The organism is Pseudomonas sp. S09G 359, from assembly GCF_002843605.1.
GTDB lineage: Bacteria > Pseudomonadota > Gammaproteobacteria > Pseudomonadales > Pseudomonadaceae > Aquipseudomonas.
The window spans coordinates 501,110-519,743 of the sequence record NZ_CP025263.1; the positions used below are offsets into that span (position 1 = coordinate 501,110).

Annotated in this window: 18 protein-coding genes; 3 read left to right on the forward strand and 15 right to left on the reverse strand. The window is 63.9% G+C overall.

Annotated features, from left to right (window positions below; all coding sequences use genetic code 11):
- Positions 1-16: 16 nt before the first annotated feature.
- Together CXQ82_RS02160 and hemE are read left to right on the forward strand one after the other, a co-directional pair.
- Positions 17-1,435: an FAD-dependent oxidoreductase gene (locus CXQ82_RS02160; protein WP_101265717.1), complete on the forward strand. Its 1,419-nt coding sequence runs from the start codon at positions 17-19 to the stop codon at positions 1,433-1,435.
- 260 nt (positions 1,436-1,695) lie between these two features.
- Complete coding sequence (gene hemE, locus CXQ82_RS02165) at positions 1,696-2,763, forward strand: uroporphyrinogen decarboxylase (protein ID WP_032893941.1); 1,068 nt, start codon at positions 1,696-1,698, stop codon at positions 2,761-2,763.
- Positions 2,764-2,881: 118 nt separating this feature from the next.
- On the opposite strand, the gene CXQ82_RS02170 is transcribed toward hemE, so the two are convergent.
- A complete protein-coding gene (locus CXQ82_RS02170) occupies positions 2,882-4,156 on the reverse strand; it encodes an MFS transporter (protein WP_101265719.1) in 1,275 nt (424 codons plus the stop codon).
- A gap of 124 nt (positions 4,157-4,280) precedes the next feature.
- Here CXQ82_RS02170 and CXQ82_RS02175 point away from each other — a divergent pair, with 124 nt between their 5' ends.
- Positions 4,281-5,240, forward strand: a complete 960-nt coding sequence (locus CXQ82_RS02175) for a LysR family transcriptional regulator (RefSeq protein ID WP_256581873.1) — start codon at positions 4,281-4,283, stop codon at positions 5,238-5,240.
- A gap of 144 nt (positions 5,241-5,384) precedes the next feature.
- Here CXQ82_RS02175 and CXQ82_RS02180 read toward each other — a convergent pair whose 3' ends face one another.
- The 14 genes from CXQ82_RS02180 to CXQ82_RS02245 are packed head-to-tail and all read right to left on the reverse strand — an operon-like array spanning position 5,385 to position 18,512.
- Entirely contained in the window at positions 5,385-5,804 is a 420-nt protein-coding gene (locus CXQ82_RS02180) for a hypothetical protein (RefSeq protein WP_101265721.1), read from the reverse strand.
- A 26-nt stretch (positions 5,805-5,830) separates the two neighbouring features.
- Positions 5,831-7,057, reverse strand: a complete 1,227-nt coding sequence (locus tag CXQ82_RS02185; RefSeq protein ID WP_101265723.1) for a beta-ketoacyl-ACP synthase — start codon at positions 7,055-7,057, stop codon at positions 5,831-5,833.
- Positions 7,057-7,785: a 3-oxoacyl-ACP reductase FabG gene (fabG, locus tag CXQ82_RS02190; protein WP_101265725.1), complete on the reverse strand. Its 729-nt coding sequence runs from the start codon at positions 7,783-7,785 to the stop codon at positions 7,057-7,059. The genes CXQ82_RS02185 and fabG overlap by 1 nt, the downstream gene beginning before the upstream one ends.
- Positions 7,782-8,243 carry a hotdog family protein gene (locus tag CXQ82_RS02195; protein ID WP_101265727.1) on the reverse strand — a complete coding sequence of 154 codons (462 nt, stop codon included), beginning with the start codon at positions 8,241-8,243 and terminating at the stop codon, positions 7,782-7,784. Before CXQ82_RS02195 ends, fabG begins: the two co-directional genes overlap by 4 nt.
- On the reverse strand, positions 8,240-9,406 hold the full coding sequence (locus CXQ82_RS02200) for a beta-ketoacyl-[acyl-carrier-protein] synthase family protein (RefSeq protein WP_101265729.1): 1,167 nt from the start codon (positions 9,404-9,406) through the stop codon (positions 8,240-8,242). Before CXQ82_RS02200 ends, CXQ82_RS02195 begins: the two co-directional genes overlap by 4 nt.
- Positions 9,403-9,885, reverse strand: a complete 483-nt coding sequence (locus tag CXQ82_RS02205) for a hypothetical protein (protein WP_101265731.1) — start codon at positions 9,883-9,885, stop codon at positions 9,403-9,405. The genes CXQ82_RS02200 and CXQ82_RS02205 overlap by 4 nt, the downstream gene beginning before the upstream one ends.
- Positions 9,882-10,631, reverse strand: coding sequence for a class I SAM-dependent methyltransferase (locus CXQ82_RS02210; RefSeq protein WP_101265733.1), 750 nt, complete (start codon positions 10,629-10,631; stop codon positions 9,882-9,884). The genes CXQ82_RS02205 and CXQ82_RS02210 overlap by 4 nt, the downstream gene beginning before the upstream one ends.
- Entirely contained in the window at positions 10,628-11,875 is a 1,248-nt protein-coding gene (locus CXQ82_RS02215) for an NAD(P)/FAD-dependent oxidoreductase (RefSeq protein WP_101265735.1), read from the reverse strand. Before CXQ82_RS02215 ends, CXQ82_RS02210 begins: the two co-directional genes overlap by 4 nt.
- 33 nt (positions 11,876-11,908) lie before the next feature.
- Positions 11,909-14,221, reverse strand: a complete 2,313-nt coding sequence (locus CXQ82_RS02220; RefSeq protein WP_101265737.1) for an MMPL family transporter — start codon at positions 14,219-14,221, stop codon at positions 11,909-11,911.
- Positions 14,211-14,906 carry an outer membrane lipoprotein carrier protein LolA gene (locus tag CXQ82_RS02225; protein ID WP_101265739.1) on the reverse strand — a complete coding sequence of 232 codons (696 nt, stop codon included), beginning with the start codon at positions 14,904-14,906 and terminating at the stop codon, positions 14,211-14,213. The genes CXQ82_RS02220 and CXQ82_RS02225 overlap by 11 nt, the downstream gene beginning before the upstream one ends.
- Positions 14,903-15,328, reverse strand: a complete 426-nt coding sequence (locus tag CXQ82_RS02230) for a thioesterase family protein (RefSeq protein ID WP_101265742.1) — start codon at positions 15,326-15,328, stop codon at positions 14,903-14,905. Before CXQ82_RS02230 ends, CXQ82_RS02225 begins: the two co-directional genes overlap by 4 nt.
- Positions 15,321-16,862 carry a histidine ammonia-lyase gene (hutH, locus tag CXQ82_RS02235; protein ID WP_101265744.1) on the reverse strand — a complete coding sequence of 514 codons (1,542 nt, stop codon included), beginning with the start codon at positions 16,860-16,862 and terminating at the stop codon, positions 15,321-15,323. The genes CXQ82_RS02230 and hutH overlap by 8 nt, the downstream gene beginning before the upstream one ends.
- The gene (locus CXQ82_RS02240; RefSeq protein ID WP_101265746.1) at positions 16,846-17,781 is read right to left on the reverse strand and encodes a glycosyl transferase; all 936 of its coding nucleotides are present in this window, start codon (positions 17,779-17,781) and stop codon (positions 16,846-16,848) included. The genes hutH and CXQ82_RS02240 overlap by 17 nt, the downstream gene beginning before the upstream one ends.
- Positions 17,778-18,512, reverse strand: coding sequence for a glycosyltransferase family 2 protein (locus CXQ82_RS02245; RefSeq protein WP_101265748.1), 735 nt, complete (start codon positions 18,510-18,512; stop codon positions 17,778-17,780). The genes CXQ82_RS02240 and CXQ82_RS02245 overlap by 4 nt, the downstream gene beginning before the upstream one ends.
- Positions 18,513-18,634: the final 122 nt, after the last annotated feature.

An 18,634-nucleotide genomic window follows, 5' to 3' on the forward strand; every position in this document is an offset into this window, starting at 1 on the left:
TTGATGAGGTTTTAACATGGCTGAACGTCTGAATAACGACTTCCAGTTCATCGATGTCGGGCGCAAAGATCCGAAGAAGAAACTGTTGCGTCAACGCAAGAAAGAGTTCGTGGAGATCTACGAACCCTTCAAACCCCAGCACTCGGCCGACCAGGCCCACCGCTGCCTGGGTTGCGGTAACCCGTATTGCGAATGGAAGTGCCCGGTGCACAACTTCATTCCGAACTGGCTGAAATTGGTGGCCGAGGGCAACATCCTCGCGGCCGCCGAGCTGTCGCACCAGACCAACACCCTGCCGGAAGTGTGCGGCCGGGTGTGCCCGCAGGACCGTCTGTGCGAGGGTGCGTGCACCCTCAACGACGGCTTCGGCGCGGTGACCATCGGTTCGGTGGAGAAGTACATCACCGACACCGCGTTCGCCATGGGCTGGCGCCCCGACATGTCCAAGGTCAAGCCGACCGGCAAGCGCGTCGCGATTATCGGCGCGGGCCCGGCGGGCCTGGGCTGTGCCGATGTGCTGGTGCGTGGCGGCGTGACCCCGGTGGTGTTCGACAAGAACCCGGAAATCGGTGGTCTGCTGACCTTCGGCATTCCCGAGTTCAAGCTGGAAAAAACCGTGCTGAGCCATCGTCGTGAAGTCTTCACCGGCATGGGTATCGAGTTCCGTCTCAATACCGAAATCGGCAAAGACATCACCATGGAGCAGCTGCTCGAAGAATACGATGCCGTGTTCATGGGCATGGGCACCTACACCTACATGAAGGGCGGTTTCGCCGGTGAGGACCTGCCGGGCGTTTACGACGCTCTGGATTTCCTGATCGCCAACGTCAACCGCAACCTGGGCTTTGAAAAGTCGCCGGAAGATTTCGTCGACATGAAAGGCAAGAAGGTCGTGGTGCTGGGCGGTGGTGACACGGCGATGGACTGCAACCGTACCTCGATCCGCCAGGGCGCCAAGTCGGTGACCTGTGCGTACCGTCGTGACGAAGCCAACATGCCGGGCTCGCGCAAAGAGGTGAAGAACGCCAAGGAAGAAGGCGTGAAATTCCTCTATAACCGCCAGCCGATCGCTATCGTCGGTGAAGACCGCGTTGAAGGCGTGAAGGTGGTCGAGACCCGTCTCGGCGAGCCGGATGCCCGTGGCCGTCGCAGCCCTGAGCCGATCCCGGGTTCCGAAGAAATCATCCCGGCCGACGCCGTGGTGATCGCCTTCGGTTTCCGCCCAAGCCCGGCGCCGTGGTTCGAGCAGTTCGAAATCCAGACCGACAGCCAGGGCCGCGTTGTTGCCCCGGAACAAGGCCAGTACAAGCACCAGACCAGCAACCCGAAAATCTTCGCCGGCGGCGATATGGTGCGCGGCTCTGACCTGGTGGTAACCGCGATCTTCGAAGGCCGTAACGCGGCTGAAGGGATCCTGGATTACTTGCAGGTCTGATCCAGATCCCAGGCTTGGAATGGGATCAAAATGTGGGAGGGGCGGTTCGACGCTTCGACTTGCCCCCGACAGCAGAGTGTCAGTCAACAGATTCATTGACTGAACTAGCGCAATCGGGGGCAAGCCCCCTCCCACATTTGTTTTGCGGTGTGTTCAAGCTACCGCGACAAATTGACCCGATAGACAAAAGGCACGGCTCACTCCGTGCCTTTTGCGTCGCGCTCTGAGAAAATGCCCGCACTTTTTTTGCGGATGCCGACATGACTGCCCTCAAGAACGACCGTTTCCTTCGTGCCCTGCTCAAGCAACCCGTGGACGTCACCCCTGTGTGGATGATGCGCCAGGCCGGTCGCTACCTGCCGGAATACCGCGCCAGTCGCGCCAACGCCGGCGATTTCATGAGCCTGTGCATGAACCCGGAGTTCGCCTGCGAAGTCACCATGCAGCCGCTGGACCGCTATCCACAACTGGACGCGGCCATCCTCTTCTCCGATATCCTCACCATCCCCGATGCCATGGGCCAAGGCCTGTACTTTGAAACCGGCGAAGGCCCACGTTTCAAGAAAGTCGTCAGCACCCTGGCCGATATCGAAGCCTTGCCGATCCCTGATCCGCACAAAGACCTTGGCTACGTGATGGACGCCGTAAGCACCATCCGCCGCGAGCTGAACGGTCGCGTGCCGTTGATCGGCTTCTCCGGCAGCCCGTGGACCCTGGCCACCTACATGGTCGAAGGCGGCTCGTCGAAAGACTTCCGCAAGACCAAGGCCATGCTCTACGACAACCCGCAAGCCATGCACCTGCTGCTGGATAAGCTCGCACAGTCGGTCACCAGCTACCTCAACGGCCAGATCATGGCCGGCGCGCAAGCGGTGCAGATCTTCGACACATGGGGCGGCAACCTGTCGGCGGCGGCGTACCAGGAGTTCTCCCTGGCCTACATGCGCAAGATCGTCAGCGGCCTGATCCGCGAGCACGAAGGGCGCAAAGTGCCGGTGATCATGTTCACCAAAGGCGGCGGCTTGTGGCTGGAAAGCATCGCCGATGCCGGTGCCGACGCACTGGGCCTGGACTGGACCTGCGACCTCGGCGAAGCTCGCCGCCGCGTCGGTAACCAGGTGGCGCTGCAAGGCAACATGGACCCGACCGTGCTGTACGCCAAGCCGGAAGCCATCCGCACCGAAGTCGGCCGGATCCTGGCCAGCTACGGCAAGGGCACCGGGCATGTGTTCAACCTCGGCCATGGCATTACGCCTGAAGTGAACCCGGAGCATGCGGGCGCGTTCCTGCGCGCGGTGCACGAGCTGTCCGCGCAGTACCACGAATAAACGCAAAACCAATGTGGGAGCGGGCTTGCTCGCGAATGTGGTATGTCAGTCGACAAATTCGTGACTGAACCAGCGCATTCGCGAGCAAGCCCGCTCCCACATTAAAAGCAAAATTGCCTCAGGCTTTCACATGCCCCAACGGTGGCAACTTCGCCAACTTCAACGCCACCAGCAGTGCGCCAATCAACAGCGCCACGATAAACGCCCCAATCCCGTTCCACCCGCCGAAGTGCCAGAAGAACCCGCCCGCCGTCCCCGCGATACTCGACCCCACGTAGTAGCAGAACAGATACAGCGACGACGCCTGCCCCTTGGCCTTGACCGCGCGGCGGCCGATCCAGCTGCTGGCCACCGAGTGGGCGCCGAAAAATCCGAAAGTGAAGATCAGCATGCCCGGCACCACCAGCCACAGTGGGGTGAACAAGGTCAGGGCCATGCCCGCGAGCATCAGCACGATGGTGCCCCACAGCACGCGGCGGCGGCCGAGGCGGTCGGCCAGGGAGCCGATTTTTGCCGAACTGTAGATGCCCGAGAGGTACACCAGCGACAGCAGGCCGACCACCGCCTGGCTCAGGTCATACGGATCGGCAAGCAGGCGATAGCCGATGTAGTTGAACATCGTCACGAACGCACCCATCAGCAGGAAGGCTTCGAGGAACAGCCACGGTAGGCCGGCGTCCTTGAAGTGCATCACAAAGCCGTCCACCAGGCTGCGCGGCTTGAGGCTGCTGGCGCGGAAGTTGCGCGATTGCGGGAGGATCTTCCAGAACACCGTGGCCGCGATCAGCGCCAGCGCGCCGATGATCAGCGTTGCGGTGTGCCAACTGACGAAGTCGATCAGCACGCCCATTATCAGGCGCCCGCTCATGCCGCCAATCGCGTTGCCGCCAATGTACAAGCCCATGGCCAGGCCGATGTGTTGCGGGTGGATCTCTTCGCTCAGGTAGGTCATCGCCACAGCGGCCAGCCCACTCAGGGACAGGCCCACCAGCGCACGCATCAGCAGGATACCTTCCCAGGACGGCATCAGGCCGCTGGCGATGGTGGCCAGGGCCGCGCAGAACAATGCGGCGACCATCACCGGTTTGCGCCCCAGGGTGTCGGAAATCGGCCCGGTTATCAGCAGGCCAAAGGCGAGCATCGCCGTGGCCACCGACAGGATCAGGCTGCTTTGCGCCGCATTGATGGAAAATTCATGGGACAGCGCGGGCATCATCGGCTGCACGCAATACAGCAGCGCAAAGGTGGCAAAACCGCCGGAGAACAGCGCCAGCACCGTGCGCATGAACATCGGCGTGCCTTTTTCGATGTACTGCTCGTTGAGTTGCGCCACGACTTCATCGAGGGCGGTGGGCGGGACTTCTTGAGCGAGTGGAGCGACAGCAGATTTCACGGGGACCTCGGGGCGGGAAAGCCGGCCAGGGCGGGCAATGCAAAAAAGAATATAGCTGCCTAATGATTCTTTCCAATATATTGTTCGACCTGTTTGATAGCTTTAACGACCTAATGAGGCTGGCATGGAATTACGTCATCTGCGGTACTTCATTGCCGTCGCCGAAGAGCTGCATTTTGGCCGCGCCGCGCAGGTGCTGGGCATCTCGCAACCGCCCCTGAGCCAGCAGATCCAGGCGCTGGAGCAAGAGGTGGGCGCGCGCTTGTTTGAGCGTACCAACCGTCGGGTTGAGCTGAGCGAGGCCGGGCGGTTGTTCCTGCAAGAGGCGCGATTGGTGCTGGCCCAGGTCGACAAGGCCGCCGACGTGGCGCGCCGCGCGCAATTGGGTGAACTGGGCGAATTGAAGATCGGCTTCACTTCGTCGGCCCCGTTCAACTCCAGCATCCCCCAGGCGATCTTCGCGTTTCGCCAGGCCTTCCCTGCAGTGCATTTGAATTTGCAGGAAATGAGCAGTACCGAGGTGGCCGAGTCGCTGGTGGATGAGTCGATCCAGGTGGGACTGATGCGGCCGCTGCCGTTGCCTGACTCGCTGGGGGTTATCGAGTTGATGCGTGAACCGCTGGTCGCAGTGCTGAGCGCCGGTCACCCGTTAGCGGAAGGCAGCGAGCGCGGCTTGCATCTGGCGCAACTGGCTGACGAACCCTTTGTGTTTTTCCCACGCACCTACGGCAGCGGCCTGTATGCCCAACTGCTCAACCTGGCCCGTGATGCCGGCTTCAGCCCGCACTTTGCCCAGGAGGCCGGGGAGGCGATGACCATCATCGGTCTGGTGGCGGCGGGGCTGGGGGTGTCGGTGTTGCCGGCGTCCTACCAGCGCATCCGCATCGACGGCGTGGTGTACCGCACCCTGCTCGATCAGGAGGCGGTGACGGCCGTGTGGCTGGTACAACGCAAAGGCGTGCAAACGCCGATGGCGAAGGCGTTTGTGGAGTTATTGGTGGCGAACGGGGCTGCTGTGGCGAGCGAGCTTGTTGTGGCGAGCGGGCTTGCCCGCGTTGGGCCGCGAAGCAGCCCCAAAACCTGACACTGTGAGCTGTCTGTTAGAACGCGGGGGCCTTGATGGGGCTGCTGCGCAGCCCAACGCGGGCAAGCCCGCTCGCCACAACAGCCCGCTCCCCACACAAGGCTGCTTGCCATTCAGCGCGTGCAGCCACAGGTACGGGGCCGATTAGTTTTGCGGCGAAGTATTCGCTTCATTCACGCCGTAGTTGCGCAAGCCCGCCAGGATGTCCCGGTCCAGCATGTTGATCCAGCGGTTGTAGTTGCGATGGATCTTGCCGTCCTTGTAGCCCAGGTCGCGGCTGTCACGGTAGGTGATGGCGTAGCTGGTGCGGGTGTAGTGGATGTCGATGGCCGCGTAGAACTGGTTACGCACGGTGATCTCGGCCTGCACCAGTTGCGGGCTCAGGCGTTGCACGGTCCATTCACGCTTTTGCAGGGCGTTGATGATGACCGTTTTGATCTTTTCTTCGCTGGCCTGGGTGTTGGCCGGCAGGTCGTGCTGGGTGTTGAGCACCGGTTTGCTGGTGCAACCGGCGGTGGTCAGCAGGGCCAAGGTGATCAGGGTGGCGCGTAGCAAGGAAGACATTCCGTATTCTCCAATCGATTAAAAAGTCAGGACCAGCGGCGAAAGATCAGCGACGTGTTGACGCCGCCAAAGGCAAAGTTGTTGTTCATCACATAGTCGTTGTGCATCTCGCGGAACCCGCCTTGCAGGTAATCCAGCGCGCCGCATTGCGGGTCGACGGCGTCCAGGTTGAACGTGTGCACGTACTGGTCGCGGTTCATCATCTCGATGCTGAACCAGGATTCCAGCGCGCCGCACGCACCCAAGGTGTGGCCGAGGAAGCTTTTCTGCGAGCTGATCGGCATGCGGCTGCCGAACAGGCTGCTGGTGGCCAGGGTTTCGGCGATGTCGCCCTGATCGGTGGCGGTGCCATGGCCGTTCACGTAGCCAATGGCGGATGGCTCCAGCCCGGCATCTTCCAGGGCCAGCTCCATGGCGCGGCGCATGGTTTTCTGCTCCGGGCGGGTAGTGTGCTGGCCGTCGGCGTTGCTGCCAAAACCGACCAGTTCCGCATGGATATGCGCACCGCGCGCCAGGGCGTGCTCGAGTTCTTCGAGTACCAGCATGCCGCCGCCTTCGCCAATCACCAGGCCATCGCGGCCACTGTCGTAGGGGCGTGGGCTGGTTTGCGGGGCATCGTTTTTCAGGCTGGTGGCGTACAGCGCGTCGAACACCATGGCTTCGGTAGGGCAGAGTTCTTCGGCGCCCCCGGCGAGCATCAGCGGCAGGCGGCCGAACTTGATCGCCTCATAGGCATAGCCGATGCCCTGGCTGCCGCTGGTGCAGGCGCTGGATGTTGGAATCAAGCGCCCGGTGAGGCCAAAGAAGATGCTGATATTCGCCGCTGTGGTGTGCGGCATCATGCGCACGTAGGAGTTGGCATTCAGCCCCTCGGCCACCGAGTTCAGCAGCATATTGCCGAACGCCTTGATCTCGTCGGTACTGCCGGTGGACGAACCGCAGGCCACGCCCATGCGTCCGTCCTTGATCGATTCGTCGCCCAGCAAGCCGGCATCCTGCAACGCCTGCTCCGCCGCCCACACCGCCAGGCGCGACACGCGCCCCATGCTGCGTAGCTGCTTGCGCGTCCAGTGGGCAGGCACCACGAAATCATCAATCGGCCCGGCCAGGCGCGTGTTCAGTTCGGTGAAACGGTCCCATTCGTCCATGCGGCGGATGCCGCTGCGGTTAGCACGAAAGTTGGCCGCGATGGTGTCCCAATCGCCGCCCAGGGAGGTCATGCCGGCCATGCCGGTTACTACCACGCGTTTCATCAGCACAGGCCTCCGTTCACGGCCAGCACTTGGCGCGTGATGTAGCCGGCTTCAGCCGACATCAGGAAATTCACCGCGCCGGCCACTTCTTCCGGGGTACCCATACGTTGCGCGGGGATCATCTTCATCAACTCTTCCACCGGCACGTTCTCATCCAGCATCGCCGTGTCGATCAAGCCGGGGGCCACGCAGTTGACGGTGATCTTGCGCTTGCCCAGCTCGATGGCCAACGCCTTGGCCGCGCCGATCAGGCCGGCTTTGGAGGCGCTGTAGTTGACCTGGCCACGGTTGCCGATCAGGCCGGAAACCGAAGTGATGCACACGATGCGGCCAGCGGCACGACGCCGGATCATCGGCATCATCACCGGGTGCAGCACGTTGTAGAAACCATCCAGGTTGGTGCGCATCACCACGTCCCAATCGTCCTCCGACAGGGCCGGGAAGGCGCCGTCGCGGGTCAGGCCGGCATTCAGCACCACGCCGTAATAGGCGCCATGCTGCTCCACATCGGCCTCCAGGATTTGCTTGCAGGTTGCCCGGTCTGCCACGTCGAATTGCAGCACCCGCGCCTGGCGGCCCAGGGCCTCGATTTCGGCCTGCACCGCGTCCGCCTCTAAGCGGCCACTGCGGCAATGCAGCACGATGTCATGGCCGGCCTGGGCCAGGCGCAGGGCAATGGCGCGGCCGATGCCACGGCTGGAGCCGGTGACCAGTACGGATTCAGTCATGGCGTTTCGTCCTTCGATTCATCTAAATAGTTGGCCGCCTGGGGCGGTCGAAATACGTTCAAGCGGGCGCTGGCCTGGATACCGCTACCGGTGAGGTGGCATTCGAACACACCCATGCCGTTGTCGTCTTCCAGGGAGCGCAGGCCGTGGATTGTCAGCTCTGTGCCTGCCGGGAAATGATCCACGTTGCACTCGAACTTGCGTGTACCGAGCAGGAAGCCCAGCTCCACCGCTGCGCCGTGCTGGCGGGCGCGGCAACCGGCGTAGGCGGCGACGCTTTGCGCCATCAGCTCGATGCCGACCCAGGCCGGCAGGCTGCCGTCGGGGCGGTTGAACAGCCCGCCGGGCTTGACCGTGGCGCGGGTGTGAATCTGCTCTTCATCAAACGACAGCACCTGGTCGATCAGGATCATGTCGCCCGCATGGGGCAGCAGTTCGGCGAGTGGCCAATCGATCATGGGGCCTCTCCAATAATCAGGCTGACGTTATTGCCGCCGAAGGCAAACGAGTTGCTCATCAGGCAGCGTTTTTCCAAGGTGTCGCCGGTGTGCGCCCATCGCAGGGCGGGTAGCGCCGGGTCGGCCTGGCCATCCCACACATGGGGCGGCACACGGCCGTGGGTCAGGCTCAGCCAGCAGAACGCCGCTTCCAGCGCACCGGCGGCGCCCAGGGTGTGGCCGCTCATGGGTTTGGTCGACGAACACACCACGCCGCCCGGGAACAGGCTGGCGACGGCCTGGCTTTCCATGGCGTCGTTGTGTTGGGTGGCGGTGCCGTGCAGGTTCAGATAACCGATCTGCTCGGGCGCAAGTTTCGCACTGGCCAGGGCCTTGCGCATTGCCTGCAACGCGCCTTTGCCGCTCGGCTCGGGGGCGGAGATATGGTGTGCATCGCAACTGGCGCCGCTGCCCAACAGGGCAACCGCCGCCGGCGCTTTAGTCATCAGAAACAGCACCGCCGCTTCGCCGATATTGATGCCGTCGCGGTTCACCGAAAATGGATTGCAGCGTTTGTTGGACACGGCTTCCAGCGCGCTGAAGCCATTGAGCGTGAGCTTGCACAGGCTGTCGACGCCGCCGCAGATCACCGCGTCGCACACGCCCAAATCCAACAGGCGCTGGGCACTCATCAGCGCGCGGGCGCTGGAGGTGCACGCGGTGGAAATCACATAGGCCGGGCCGCTCAATTGCAGCCAGTCGGCGAGGAAATTCGCCGGCGCGCTGAGTTCCTGTTGCTGGTAGTCGTAGTCGCCGGGGAACTGCTGGTCGCGCAGGTAATGGGCGATGCCGCGGCTGGCTTCGTCGATACCCGAGGTGCTGGTGCCCAGCACAATGCCGACCCGGGAGGCGCCGTAGGTGCCGATTGCCTGGCGGATCTCGCCCTCGATCTGCAACGCGGCTTCCAGCAGCAGTTGGTTATTGCGGCTGCTTTGTTGGCCCAGCTCGGGCGGGATGGTCGCCAGTTCGCCGCGCACGCCGCCCACCGGCAGCACGCGCTCCGGCACCCAGCCGCTTTCGGCGCGCATGCCTGAACAGTCGCCGGCAAACAGGCTGCGGCTAACGTCGGCCTGGCCACGGCCGAGGGCGCAGATCACGCCGAGGGCATTCAGATAAGCCGTCATCGGGCAGCCCCAAGTGGCGTGATTCGATAGCTCAACGGCTGGCCCGCCATGTTCACGCTGAACACCTCCGAGGATTGATACACGATCTGCCAATGCCCCGGCAGCGTGCGCGTCAGGTCGCGCGCCTGGGCGTTGGGGTACAGCGCGCGCAGGTCATCCGCCGAGGCCAGGGCGAACAGCAAGGCGGCAAACAGCTCGCGGGCCTGGGGGTTGGGCGGCAGCAAGCCGTCGGCCTGCCACTGCCCATCGATCAATTTTTGCCGGGCCTGGGGGATGCCCAACGGGTCCATCATCGACCAGCGAATGCCAGCGCCTTCGCGCTGGATCACCAGCAGCCAGTCCTGGCTCTGGCCATCGGCCTGGCGCTGCACATGCAATTGCATCGGCAGCGTCAGCGCCGGAATTTTCTCGGGCAGCGGCGCCTGGCTGGCGCAGGCACTCAGCAGCAACAGGCAGCTGATCAGCAGCAAGCGCATCATGGTGCAGCGCTCGCCAGCGGTTTGCGCGCCACGCAATTGACCAGGGTTTCCTCGCGTTGGCCCACCGGCGGCGCCTTGCGCAACCCCCAGCGTTCCAGCAAGCCGAAATCGCTGGAACGGCTCCACCACAAATACGGGTACGAGACGTTCTGTGCGCCAAACTCGAAGCCCTGTTCGCGCAGCATCTGCAGGTACTCTTCGGCGCTTTTCTGCACATGCATCGGGTGGCGGAACAGCCAGCGGATCACCCAGGTGTCGATATAGGCTTCGGTGGATTCGGCAAACAGCAGGTAACCGCCGGGCTTGAGCACGCGGTAGAACTCTTGCAGTGCGCGCTGCTGTTCAACCAGGTGGTGAAAGGTCTGGTGGCAGAACAGGATATCGACGCTGGCGTCCGGCACCTCAAGGGTGGCGCAGTCGCTGCCGATCAGCTCCACGGCCAGGCCCTGGCGCGCGGCTTCGACCTTGCTCAGTGCCAGGCTGTGGGGGTCGGCATCCAGGCCGATCAGGCGTTCGGGGGCGAACACTTGCTGCAGATACTGGAACGACTTGCCCTGGCCGCAACCGGCATCCAGCAATACCGGCGCCTCGGGCAGCGGCTCGCTGAACAGGCTGCGCAGGTCATTGATCGCTACGCGCAGCACGTGGTGCTGCCACGTGTGGCTGCGCAGGAACCAGAAGCCGAATCTGGTTTCTTCGACGTAGTTTTTACTCAGGTAGTTTTTTTCAACGGCAGGGCTGCTCATACCGGCTCACTCGCACAGATTTCCGACAACATCCGCAACCGCCGCTTGGGCTCGCTGACAAACGGGTTGCGCTCATCCCAGGCGTAGCCGGCGAGGATCGAGCTGATCATGCGGCGAATGTCCGGCGAGCTGCCCGGGTGGAAAATCACATCCTGGAACGTGCCGGCGTACCAACCCTCGACGTAGCAACGGAAAGTGTCGACGCCGCGCTTGAGTGGCTCGGCGAATTCGGTTTGCCAGTCCACGGTTTCGCCTTGCAGCTGACGGTGCAACAGGCCGGCGGCCATGCTCGCCGAGCGCATGGCGATGGTCACGCCCGATGAGAACACCGGGTCGAGGAATTCCGCCGCATTGCCCAACAGCGCAAAGCCAGGGCCGTGCAGGGTTTTGACGTTGGCCGAGTAACCGCCGATGGTGCGCGCCGGGGTATCCCACACGGCGTTGTGCAGCACGCCGGACAGGCTTGGGGTTTCGTCGATAAAGCCGCGCAGGCAGGCGTCGAGGTCGCTGTCGCGGCCGTCGAAATGCTCCTTGGCCGCGACCACACCCACCGAGCAACGCCCGTTGCTGAACGGGATGGTCCAGAACCAGATATCGCGCTGGGTCGGGTGGGTGGTGACGAGGATCTTGGTGCGGTCGAAACCTGGGTGTTCGATACGGTCTTCAACGTGAGTGAACACCGCCTGGCGTACCGGGAAGTTCGACGGCGCCTCCAGGTCCAGCAGGCGCGGCAGTACGCGGCCGTAGCCGCTGGCGTCGAGCACGAACTTGGCCTTGAGGTGGTATTCGCTGCCGTTCTCGCGGCGCACATGCAGGTACCGGCATTCGCCTTTGAAGTCTACGCCGACGATGGTTTCGCCGTAGCGAATCTCCACGCCTTGCAGCGCGGCCTGGTCGGCCAGCAACTTGTCGAACTCACCGCGCTGCACCTGGAACGTGGTGGGTTTGCCGTTACTGAAGGTGTCGCTGAAATCAAACGCGCTGTAGCGCTCGCCCCAGGCAAACGCGGCGCCGGTTTTCACTTGGAAGCCGGCGGCCTGCACCGCGTCGAGCATGCCGGCTTCTTCGATAAAGTCGATGCAGTGCGACAGCAGGCTTTCGCCGATGGAGAAACGCGGGAAATGCTGGCGCTCGATGATCAATACATCATGCCCGTTGCGCTTTAACAGCGCCGCGGCGATGGCTCCGGACGGGCCGGCACCGATTACCACGACCTGGCGACGTTCCATTTCAACTGTGGGCACGAGGGCTCCTTGCCGCATTGGCGATAATCACATTCATAAGGCGTGCTTCTGTTGGCCGGCCCAGGGCGCCAGCATAAAGCTGAACGCCAGGCCCAGGCTGACCGATAGACCGAAATTACTCACCGCCGGGGTGCTGGACACCGCCAGCAGGCCGAACGACAACCAGGTCGTCAGCGCCGCCAGCAGTGTGCCCAGAAGGCTCACGGCGGGGCCGCCGATCTGCTCGCGCATCAAGATCGCGTAGTCGACGCTGATGGCCGTGACCAGCAGCAGGCCGAACAGGCTGAACAGGGTCAGCGGCTGGCCCAGCCAACCCAGGCTCGCCAGGCTGCACAGCGCGGCCAGCAGCGGCAGGGCGACGATGCGCAAGGCACCGCCAACGCCGAAGGGCGCAATCAGCAAGAGCACGATCAGCACACACGACATCAACTTCAATTCAGCCGCGCTGATCTGCGTGTCGGCAAACACCCGGTTCAAATCGCCCAGGCGATCCACCAGCTGTACGCCGGGTAGATCCAGCGCCTGCACGCGCAGCAGCGCCGGGTTGTTCAGGCCTTGCAGGCTGACCATCGCCGCCACGCCGCCGTCCACCGGGCCGAGCCACAGCGTGCGCCAAGGCTCGGCCAACGGGCCAACCAGCGCGGCGTCGATGTCTTCGGTGGGCAGCGCCTGCAGTTGCGCGACTTCGGCTTGCAGGGCGCTGGCGGGCACGCCCAGGTCCAGCAGCGGTTGCCAATGTTGCGCCAGGCTGTTGAGCGCCTCGCGCAGTTGCTGCTGTTCGGCGGGCAGGTTGACCAGTTGGTTGAGCGCCAGGTAGCCCTGCAGCTTGTCCATATTCACCAGTTGATCCAGGCGCTGGGCCAACGCGGCCTGGCGCTCCAGCAACTGCTGCTGGTTGTCTGCGCGCACCAGGAAGAACTGGCTGGTGGGCTGGAACCCGGTGATGCGCGCCACGGCCTGGGCCTCTTGCAGCAATTGCGGCGGGGCGCCGATCCATTGGCGCAGGTCGTTTTTGCTGTTCAGCTGCCACAGGCCACCGGCGCAAAACAGCAGCACCAGCGCCAGCAGCGCCGCACTCGGCACGCGTTTCAGCAACGCCGCGCGTATCTGCCACAAGCCTTGCGCGATGCGCAGCGGCCATTGCGCCGGGCGCAGCTCCACGCCCTTGAGCAGCGCGGGCAGCAGGCACACGGCGCAAAGGTAGGCGCCGACCAGGCCGGCGGCGGAGAACACCGCGATTTGCGTCAAGGCGGGGAAGGGCGTCCAGGCCAGCGCCAGGTAGCCGATGCAACTGGTGGCCAGGCTCAGGCTCAGCCCCGGCAGGGTCAGGCGCAACGCCGGCCAACTGCGCCAGGGTTTCATGCTCCAGCTTTTCGACAGGTAGTGCAGCGGGTAATCCACGGCAACGCCAATCAGGCTGGAACCCAAGACCAGGGTCATCACATGCATATGGCCGAACAGCGCCACACAGGCCACCGCGCCAAACAGCATGCCCACCAGCACCGGCACAAAGGCCAGCAGCACCCGCCATCGGCGAAACGCCAGCAACAGCAGTAACAGGATGCCAAGCGTGGCACCGCCACCGACCCAGGTGATTTCCCGGGTGGCTTGCTGTTGGCCGTTGGCCGCGTAGAGCAAGCCGCTGGCCGCGAGCAATTGTGCGCCGTGCTCGCCGGCTTGCGCGCGGCTGGCCTGGAGCAAATCCGCCACTTGCAGCGGCAATTTCATATCGAAGGCATTGCCGGTGGTGCGCGCACGCAGCAGCACCCAGCTTTTGCCGTCGGCGTCGGCGATCAACGCGCCGCTGCCGATATCCAGTTGCACCGAGCCGTGCTGCGGCTGGCTGTTCTGGATGCGCCCGGTCAGGCCCAGCCAGTCGTCCTGGCTCGGCACCAGGCTGAAGCCGGTGAACGGGTCGAACAGTGCTTGCACGCGTTGCTGGATAAACGCGTCGGGCTGCTCGATCAGTTGCTCGCGGTCCTTGGCCGAGAGCATCGCCAGGCGGCCGCGCAGCAATTGCTCACGCAAGGCCGGCAGGTCGGCTTGCAAGTTCCACTGGACCTTTTCAAACAGGCCGCTGGCCTGCCAGCGTTCGCCCAACTGCTGCGCCACGGCCACGGCCTGCTGGCGGTCGGTGTGCCCGACCAATACCAGCATTTCGCGGTTGAGTGGCTCCTGCATGCGCTGTTCGGCTTGCAACTCGAGGGCGTCCGGCGTGCTGCCCGGTACCAGTTCCATCAGGTTGGCCGACAGCGGCGCACCGTGGCGCCATTGCCAGCCGGCCAAAGCCAGCACGGCCACCAGCAGGATCAGGAACAGGCGGGGCAGCAGGCGCTCACTGGGCAAAGTTGTGTTTCTCCGTTTCGCTCAGCGGCTGTTTGGCCGTGCTGTCCTGCATGCGCAGCACGGTGCTGTCGCCCTGGGTTTCCAGCAGTTCGATGGTCTGCACCAACTCGCCGCCGTCGATATTGATCTGGGTGAAGACCTGTTTGAGCAACAGTGAGCGCGGAATCAGGGTGAGCTTCCACTGGCTGGCTTCGCCGTGCAGTTGCAGCTCGAAGTCACGTTGCAAGCCGCTGCTGTCGCCCTGCAGTACGGCAAGGAACAGGCGATTCTGTTCGGCTCCGGCACTCTTGTTCGGCAGCAATTGCCAGCCCGTGGCGTCACGCCGCGCAATGCCTTGGGCGCTGATGCGGTAGTCCTGTTGCAACGGGGTCTTGAGCAGCCAGAGCAGGCCGTGGTCTTTGGCGAGCACGAAGGTGCCTTTGCTGACCAAGGGCTGGGGCAGGGCGCGCAGGTGTTTTTCCTGGGTGAAGCTGCCGTGGATCACTGAGGGCTTGGCTAACTGTTCGCTGAGTTGCTGCAGGTCAAAGGCGTGGGCGAATCCTGGAATACCCAGCAACAGGAACAGCGCGAGTAATGTGGGAGCGGGCTTGCTCGCGAAGAGCCGGAGGGCGCCGCGCAGTGTCAGTTGACCAGCGTTATCGTTAACGACCTTCGCGAGCAAGCCCGCTCCCACAGGGGATCTCATTTCAAGGCTCTCTCTACGGCGTCGGTGAAGACTTTGGGTGAGGCCAACTGCATCTCGCGGCTGGCGATTTCGACGGCGACCTGCACGGTGGTGGCGCGGGTCAGGCGTTCGCCGCTGGCGAGGTCGGTGATCAGGTAGTTCACCTTCAAGCGGTTCTCCCATTCCACCAGGCTGGCGCGCACGTTGATCGTCTGGCCAAACACCGCGCCACGCACGTAGCGCAGTTGCATGTCGATCACCGGCCAGGCGTAGCCGGCTTCGAGCATCGCCGTGTAGTTGTGGCCGAGCTTGTCCAGCAGCGCGCAGCGCGCCACTTCCAGGTACTTCACGTAATGCCCGTGCCACACCACGTTCATGGTGTCGACGTCGAAAAACGGTACGAGGATTTCAGTGTCGCAGTGCAACACGCCTGGGCTACGCATGCAGCCTCCAGTGTTGCTCGGCGATGCGCTTGAGGCACAGGCGTAGTTCGCCTTCCAGGGCGCGGTCTTCGATCACTGGCGGGAAGTCCTCGGCCAGCTCTGCGTGCATGCTGGCCAATGCCGGTGGCAGTGGGCGCGCGTCCTCGGCCTGGGCGCGCAACCACACGCCCTGGTTGGCGGCGAGCAGGGTGGCGGCGGCGACCTGTTCGGTCAGCTCCAGCACGCGGATCGCATCGCGGGCGGCGATGGTACCCATGCTGACCTTGTCCTGGTTGTGGCACTCGGTGGAGCGCGAGAACACGCTGGCCGGCATGGTGTTTTTCAGCGCTTCGGCGGTCCAGGCGCTGGTACCGATCTGCACGGCCTTGAAGCCATGGTTGATCATCGCGCGATCAGCCGGAGCGCCCGACAGGTTGCTCGGCAGGCCGTGGTTGTAGCGCACGTCCACCAGCAGTGCGAGCTGGCGGTCGAGCAGGTCGGCGACGTTGGCCACCAGGGTCTTGAGGCTGTCCATGGCAAACGCGATATGCCCGCCATAGAAGTGCCCGCCGTGCAGCACGCGCTCTTCTTCGGCGTCGATGATCGGGTTGTCGTTGGCGCTGTTCAGTTCGATTTCAATGAACGAACGCAGCCAGCTCAGGCTGTCGGCCAGCACGCCGAGCACATGGGGCGCGCAGCGCAGCGAGTAGCGATCCTGCAAGCGATGCAGCGGCGCGGTCGGTGCGTCGATGGCCAAGTCCTTGCGCAACCAGGCGGCCACTTGCATCTGCCCCGGGTGCGGCTTGGCGGCGAACAGGCGCTCGTCGAAGTGTTCCGGGTTGCCTTGCAGCGCCACCACGTTCAGCGCGGTGATGCGCGTGGCCAGTTGCAGCAGGTAGTCGGCGCGGGCGAAGGCCAGGCAGGCCAGGCCGGTCATCACGGCGGTGCCGTTCATCAGCGCCAGGGCTTCCTTGGGGCGCAAAACCAGCGGGTCCCAGCCCAGTTCGCGGTGCACATCGGCGGCCTGGCGACGTTCGCCACGGAACAGCACTTCGCGCTCGCCGGACAAGGTCGCGGCCACGTACGACAGCGGCGTCAGGTCACCGCTGGCGCCCACCGAACCTTCTTCCGGGATCAGCGGCAACACATCGTGTTCAAGGAACGCCTGCAGGCGCTCCAGCAGCTCCACGCGCACCCCGGATACGCCATGGCACAGTGACTGCAACCGCGCGGCCAGCACCGCGCGGGTGGCCTGGGCGTCAAGCAGTTTGCCCAAGCCGCAGCCGTGGAAGGTGTACAGGTGACGTGGCAAGGCCTCGACGTGCTGCAACGGTACGGCCACCACGCACGAATCGCCGTAGCCGGTGGTGACGCCGTAGATTACGCCTTCCTTGTCCAGCAGCGAGTCGAGGAACTGCGCGCCCTTGGCGATGCGCTGGCGATAGGCGGCATCGCCTTGCAGCTGGGTAGGCGCCTGACGGTTGGCCAGGGCCAGCACGTCTTCGATGCGCAGGGGGCGTTCGCCAAAGGTTACTGGCTCAAGATGCGTCGTCATCGGTCTTCCAGAAAGGGTAAAAGTTGAACCATTGTTGGGGCGCTTCCAGGCAGAACTGGCCCAGGCGTGCGGCGTAGCGCGCGGTCCACAGGGCAATCACCTGCTCGCGGGTACTGCGTTTCCATTCGATCAACGCTGCGAACGGCTCAATCGTCAGGCGATAGCGGCCGTTGTGCTTGAGGCACATCAGCAGGTTCACCGGGCATTTGAGCAGGCCGGCCAGCAGCCACGGGCCTTGGGGGAAGGCCGCGTCATGGCCGAGAAAATCCACGCGCACCGTGCGCCCGCCATGCAATGGCACGCGGTCACCGGCAATCGCCAGCCACTCGCCGTCGTCCAGGCGCTGGCTGAGCAGCAGCATGGTGGCCGGGTCCAGCTCGCTGACCTGGATCAGGCGCAAGTGGGTCGCGCCGGCTTCGCCCAGCAGGCGGTTGAAACGCTCGGCGTGCTTGGTGTGCACCAGCACATTCATGGTCACTTGCTCGCCGATTTCGGCCAGCGCGCGGCACACTTCGAGGTTGCCCAGGTGTGCGCCCACCAACATCTGCCCGCGCTCGCCACGCAGTTGCCCGCGTAATTGCGCCGGGTCGTTGATCTCGATCTGCTCCAGGCGCAGCTTGCCGTTCCACACGTCGAGCTTGTCGAGCAGGGCGTCGGCAAAAGCCATGAACTGGCCGAAGACTTTGCGCTGGGTGGGGCGCAGCGCGTCGCGCCCGCTCCAGTCGGCCAGGCGCTGCTGGTATTGCCAGGCGCTCTGGCGCGCGGTGCGGCCGAACAGGAAGAAGTACAGCACGATGCCGTACAGCACCGGGCTCAGCAGCCGGCGGCCGAGGACCTTGGCGGCGACGGCGGTGAGTTTCATCAACCAGAAGCTGCCACGTTCCTCGCGGTCGGCCCAGTGTTTGCTGCTGTCGCTCATGCTTGCCACCGTCGCCATAAAATCATCGGTGCACGCACCAACATGCCGAAGAACAGCCGGGTGTGCATGGCGGAAATGCGCACGTTGTCGCGGAACAGGCGGAAGTGCGACAGCCCGTCGGCGGGGTAATGCACCTGGGTTGGCAGCCAGCGCATCGGCTGGTTGCGCCAGGCCAGGCGCACCAGGATGTCCGAGTCGAAGTCCATGCGCGTGCCGATGTAGGCTGAGTCCATCAATGCCAGTACCGGTGCCAGCGGGTACACGCGAAAGCCGCACATCGAGTCGCGGATCTGCAGCGACAGGGTGTTGATCCACACCCACACGTGGGTCAGGTAGCGCGCGTACAGGCGGCCCTTGGGCACGCTGTCGTCGTATTCGGGGTAGCCGCAGATGATTGCGTCGGGGTGCCGGCGCGAGGTGTCGATAAAGGTCTCGACTTCACGCAGGTCGTGCTGGCCGTCGGCGTCCACTTGCAGGGCATGGGTGTAGCCCAGGCGCGCGGCTTCGCGGAAGCCGGCCATGACTGCGCCGCCTTTGCCTTGATTATTCGGCAGGGTCAGCAGGGTGACGTTATCCAGGCTCGCCAACTGCGCCAGTACCGCCGCGCACGCCGGGCTGCTGCCGTCGTCCACCAACAGGCAGGGCAAGCCGCTGTTGAGCAGGCTGCGGATCACGGCCGGCACAGCGGCTTCATGGTTGTAGACCGGGATCAAGGCGCAGGGGTTATGCATACTGGAAGTTCCCGTGATTGCTGCAATCCCTGTGGCGAGCAGGCTTGCTGTGGATAACGGGCTTGCTGTGGCGAGCGGGCTTGCCCGCGTTGGAGTGCGAAGCACTCCCCATCCAGGCGCCG

Bases quoted from the DNA above. Each gene is read 5' to 3' on its own strand.
- CXQ82_RS02160 (WP_101265717.1), top strand. From the start codon at position 17: ATGGCTGAACGTCTGAATAACGACTTCCAGTTCATCGATGTCGGGCGC.
- hemE (WP_032893941.1), top strand. From the start codon at position 1,696: ATGACTGCCCTCAAGAACGACCGTTTCCTTCGTGCCCTGCTCAAGCAA.
- CXQ82_RS02175 (WP_256581873.1), top strand. From the start codon at position 4,281: ATGGAATTACGTCATCTGCGGTACTTCATTGCCGTCGCCGAAGAGCTG.
- CXQ82_RS02180 (WP_101265721.1), bottom strand. From the start codon at position 5,804: ATGTCTTCCTTGCTACGCGCCACCCTGATCACCTTGGCCCTGCTGACC.
- CXQ82_RS02185 (WP_101265723.1), bottom strand. From the start codon at position 7,057: ATGAAACGCGTGGTAGTAACCGGCATGGCCGGCATGACCTCCCTGGGC.
- fabG (WP_101265725.1), bottom strand. From the start codon at position 7,785: ATGACTGAATCCGTACTGGTCACCGGCTCCAGCCGTGGCATCGGCCGC.
- CXQ82_RS02195 (WP_101265727.1), bottom strand. From the start codon at position 8,243: ATGATCGATTGGCCACTCGCCGAACTGCTGCCCCATGCGGGCGACATG.
- CXQ82_RS02200 (WP_101265729.1), bottom strand. From the start codon at position 9,406: ATGACGGCTTATCTGAATGCCCTCGGCGTGATCTGCGCCCTCGGCCGT.
- CXQ82_RS02205 (WP_101265731.1), bottom strand. From the start codon at position 9,885: ATGATGCGCTTGCTGCTGATCAGCTGCCTGTTGCTGCTGAGTGCCTGC.
- CXQ82_RS02210 (WP_101265733.1), bottom strand. From the start codon at position 10,631: ATGAGCAGCCCTGCCGTTGAAAAAAACTACCTGAGTAAAAACTACGTC.
- CXQ82_RS02225 (WP_101265739.1), bottom strand. From the start codon at position 14,906: ATGAGATCCCCTGTGGGAGCGGGCTTGCTCGCGAAGGTCGTTAACGAT.
- CXQ82_RS02230 (WP_101265742.1), bottom strand. From the start codon at position 15,328: ATGCGTAGCCCAGGCGTGTTGCACTGCGACACTGAAATCCTCGTACCG.
- hutH (WP_101265744.1), bottom strand. From the start codon at position 16,862: ATGACGACGCATCTTGAGCCAGTAACCTTTGGCGAACGCCCCCTGCGC.
- CXQ82_RS02240 (WP_101265746.1), bottom strand. From the start codon at position 17,781: ATGAGCGACAGCAGCAAACACTGGGCCGACCGCGAGGAACGTGGCAGC.
- CXQ82_RS02245 (WP_101265748.1), bottom strand. From the start codon at position 18,512: ATGCATAACCCCTGCGCCTTGATCCCGGTCTACAACCATGAAGCCGCT.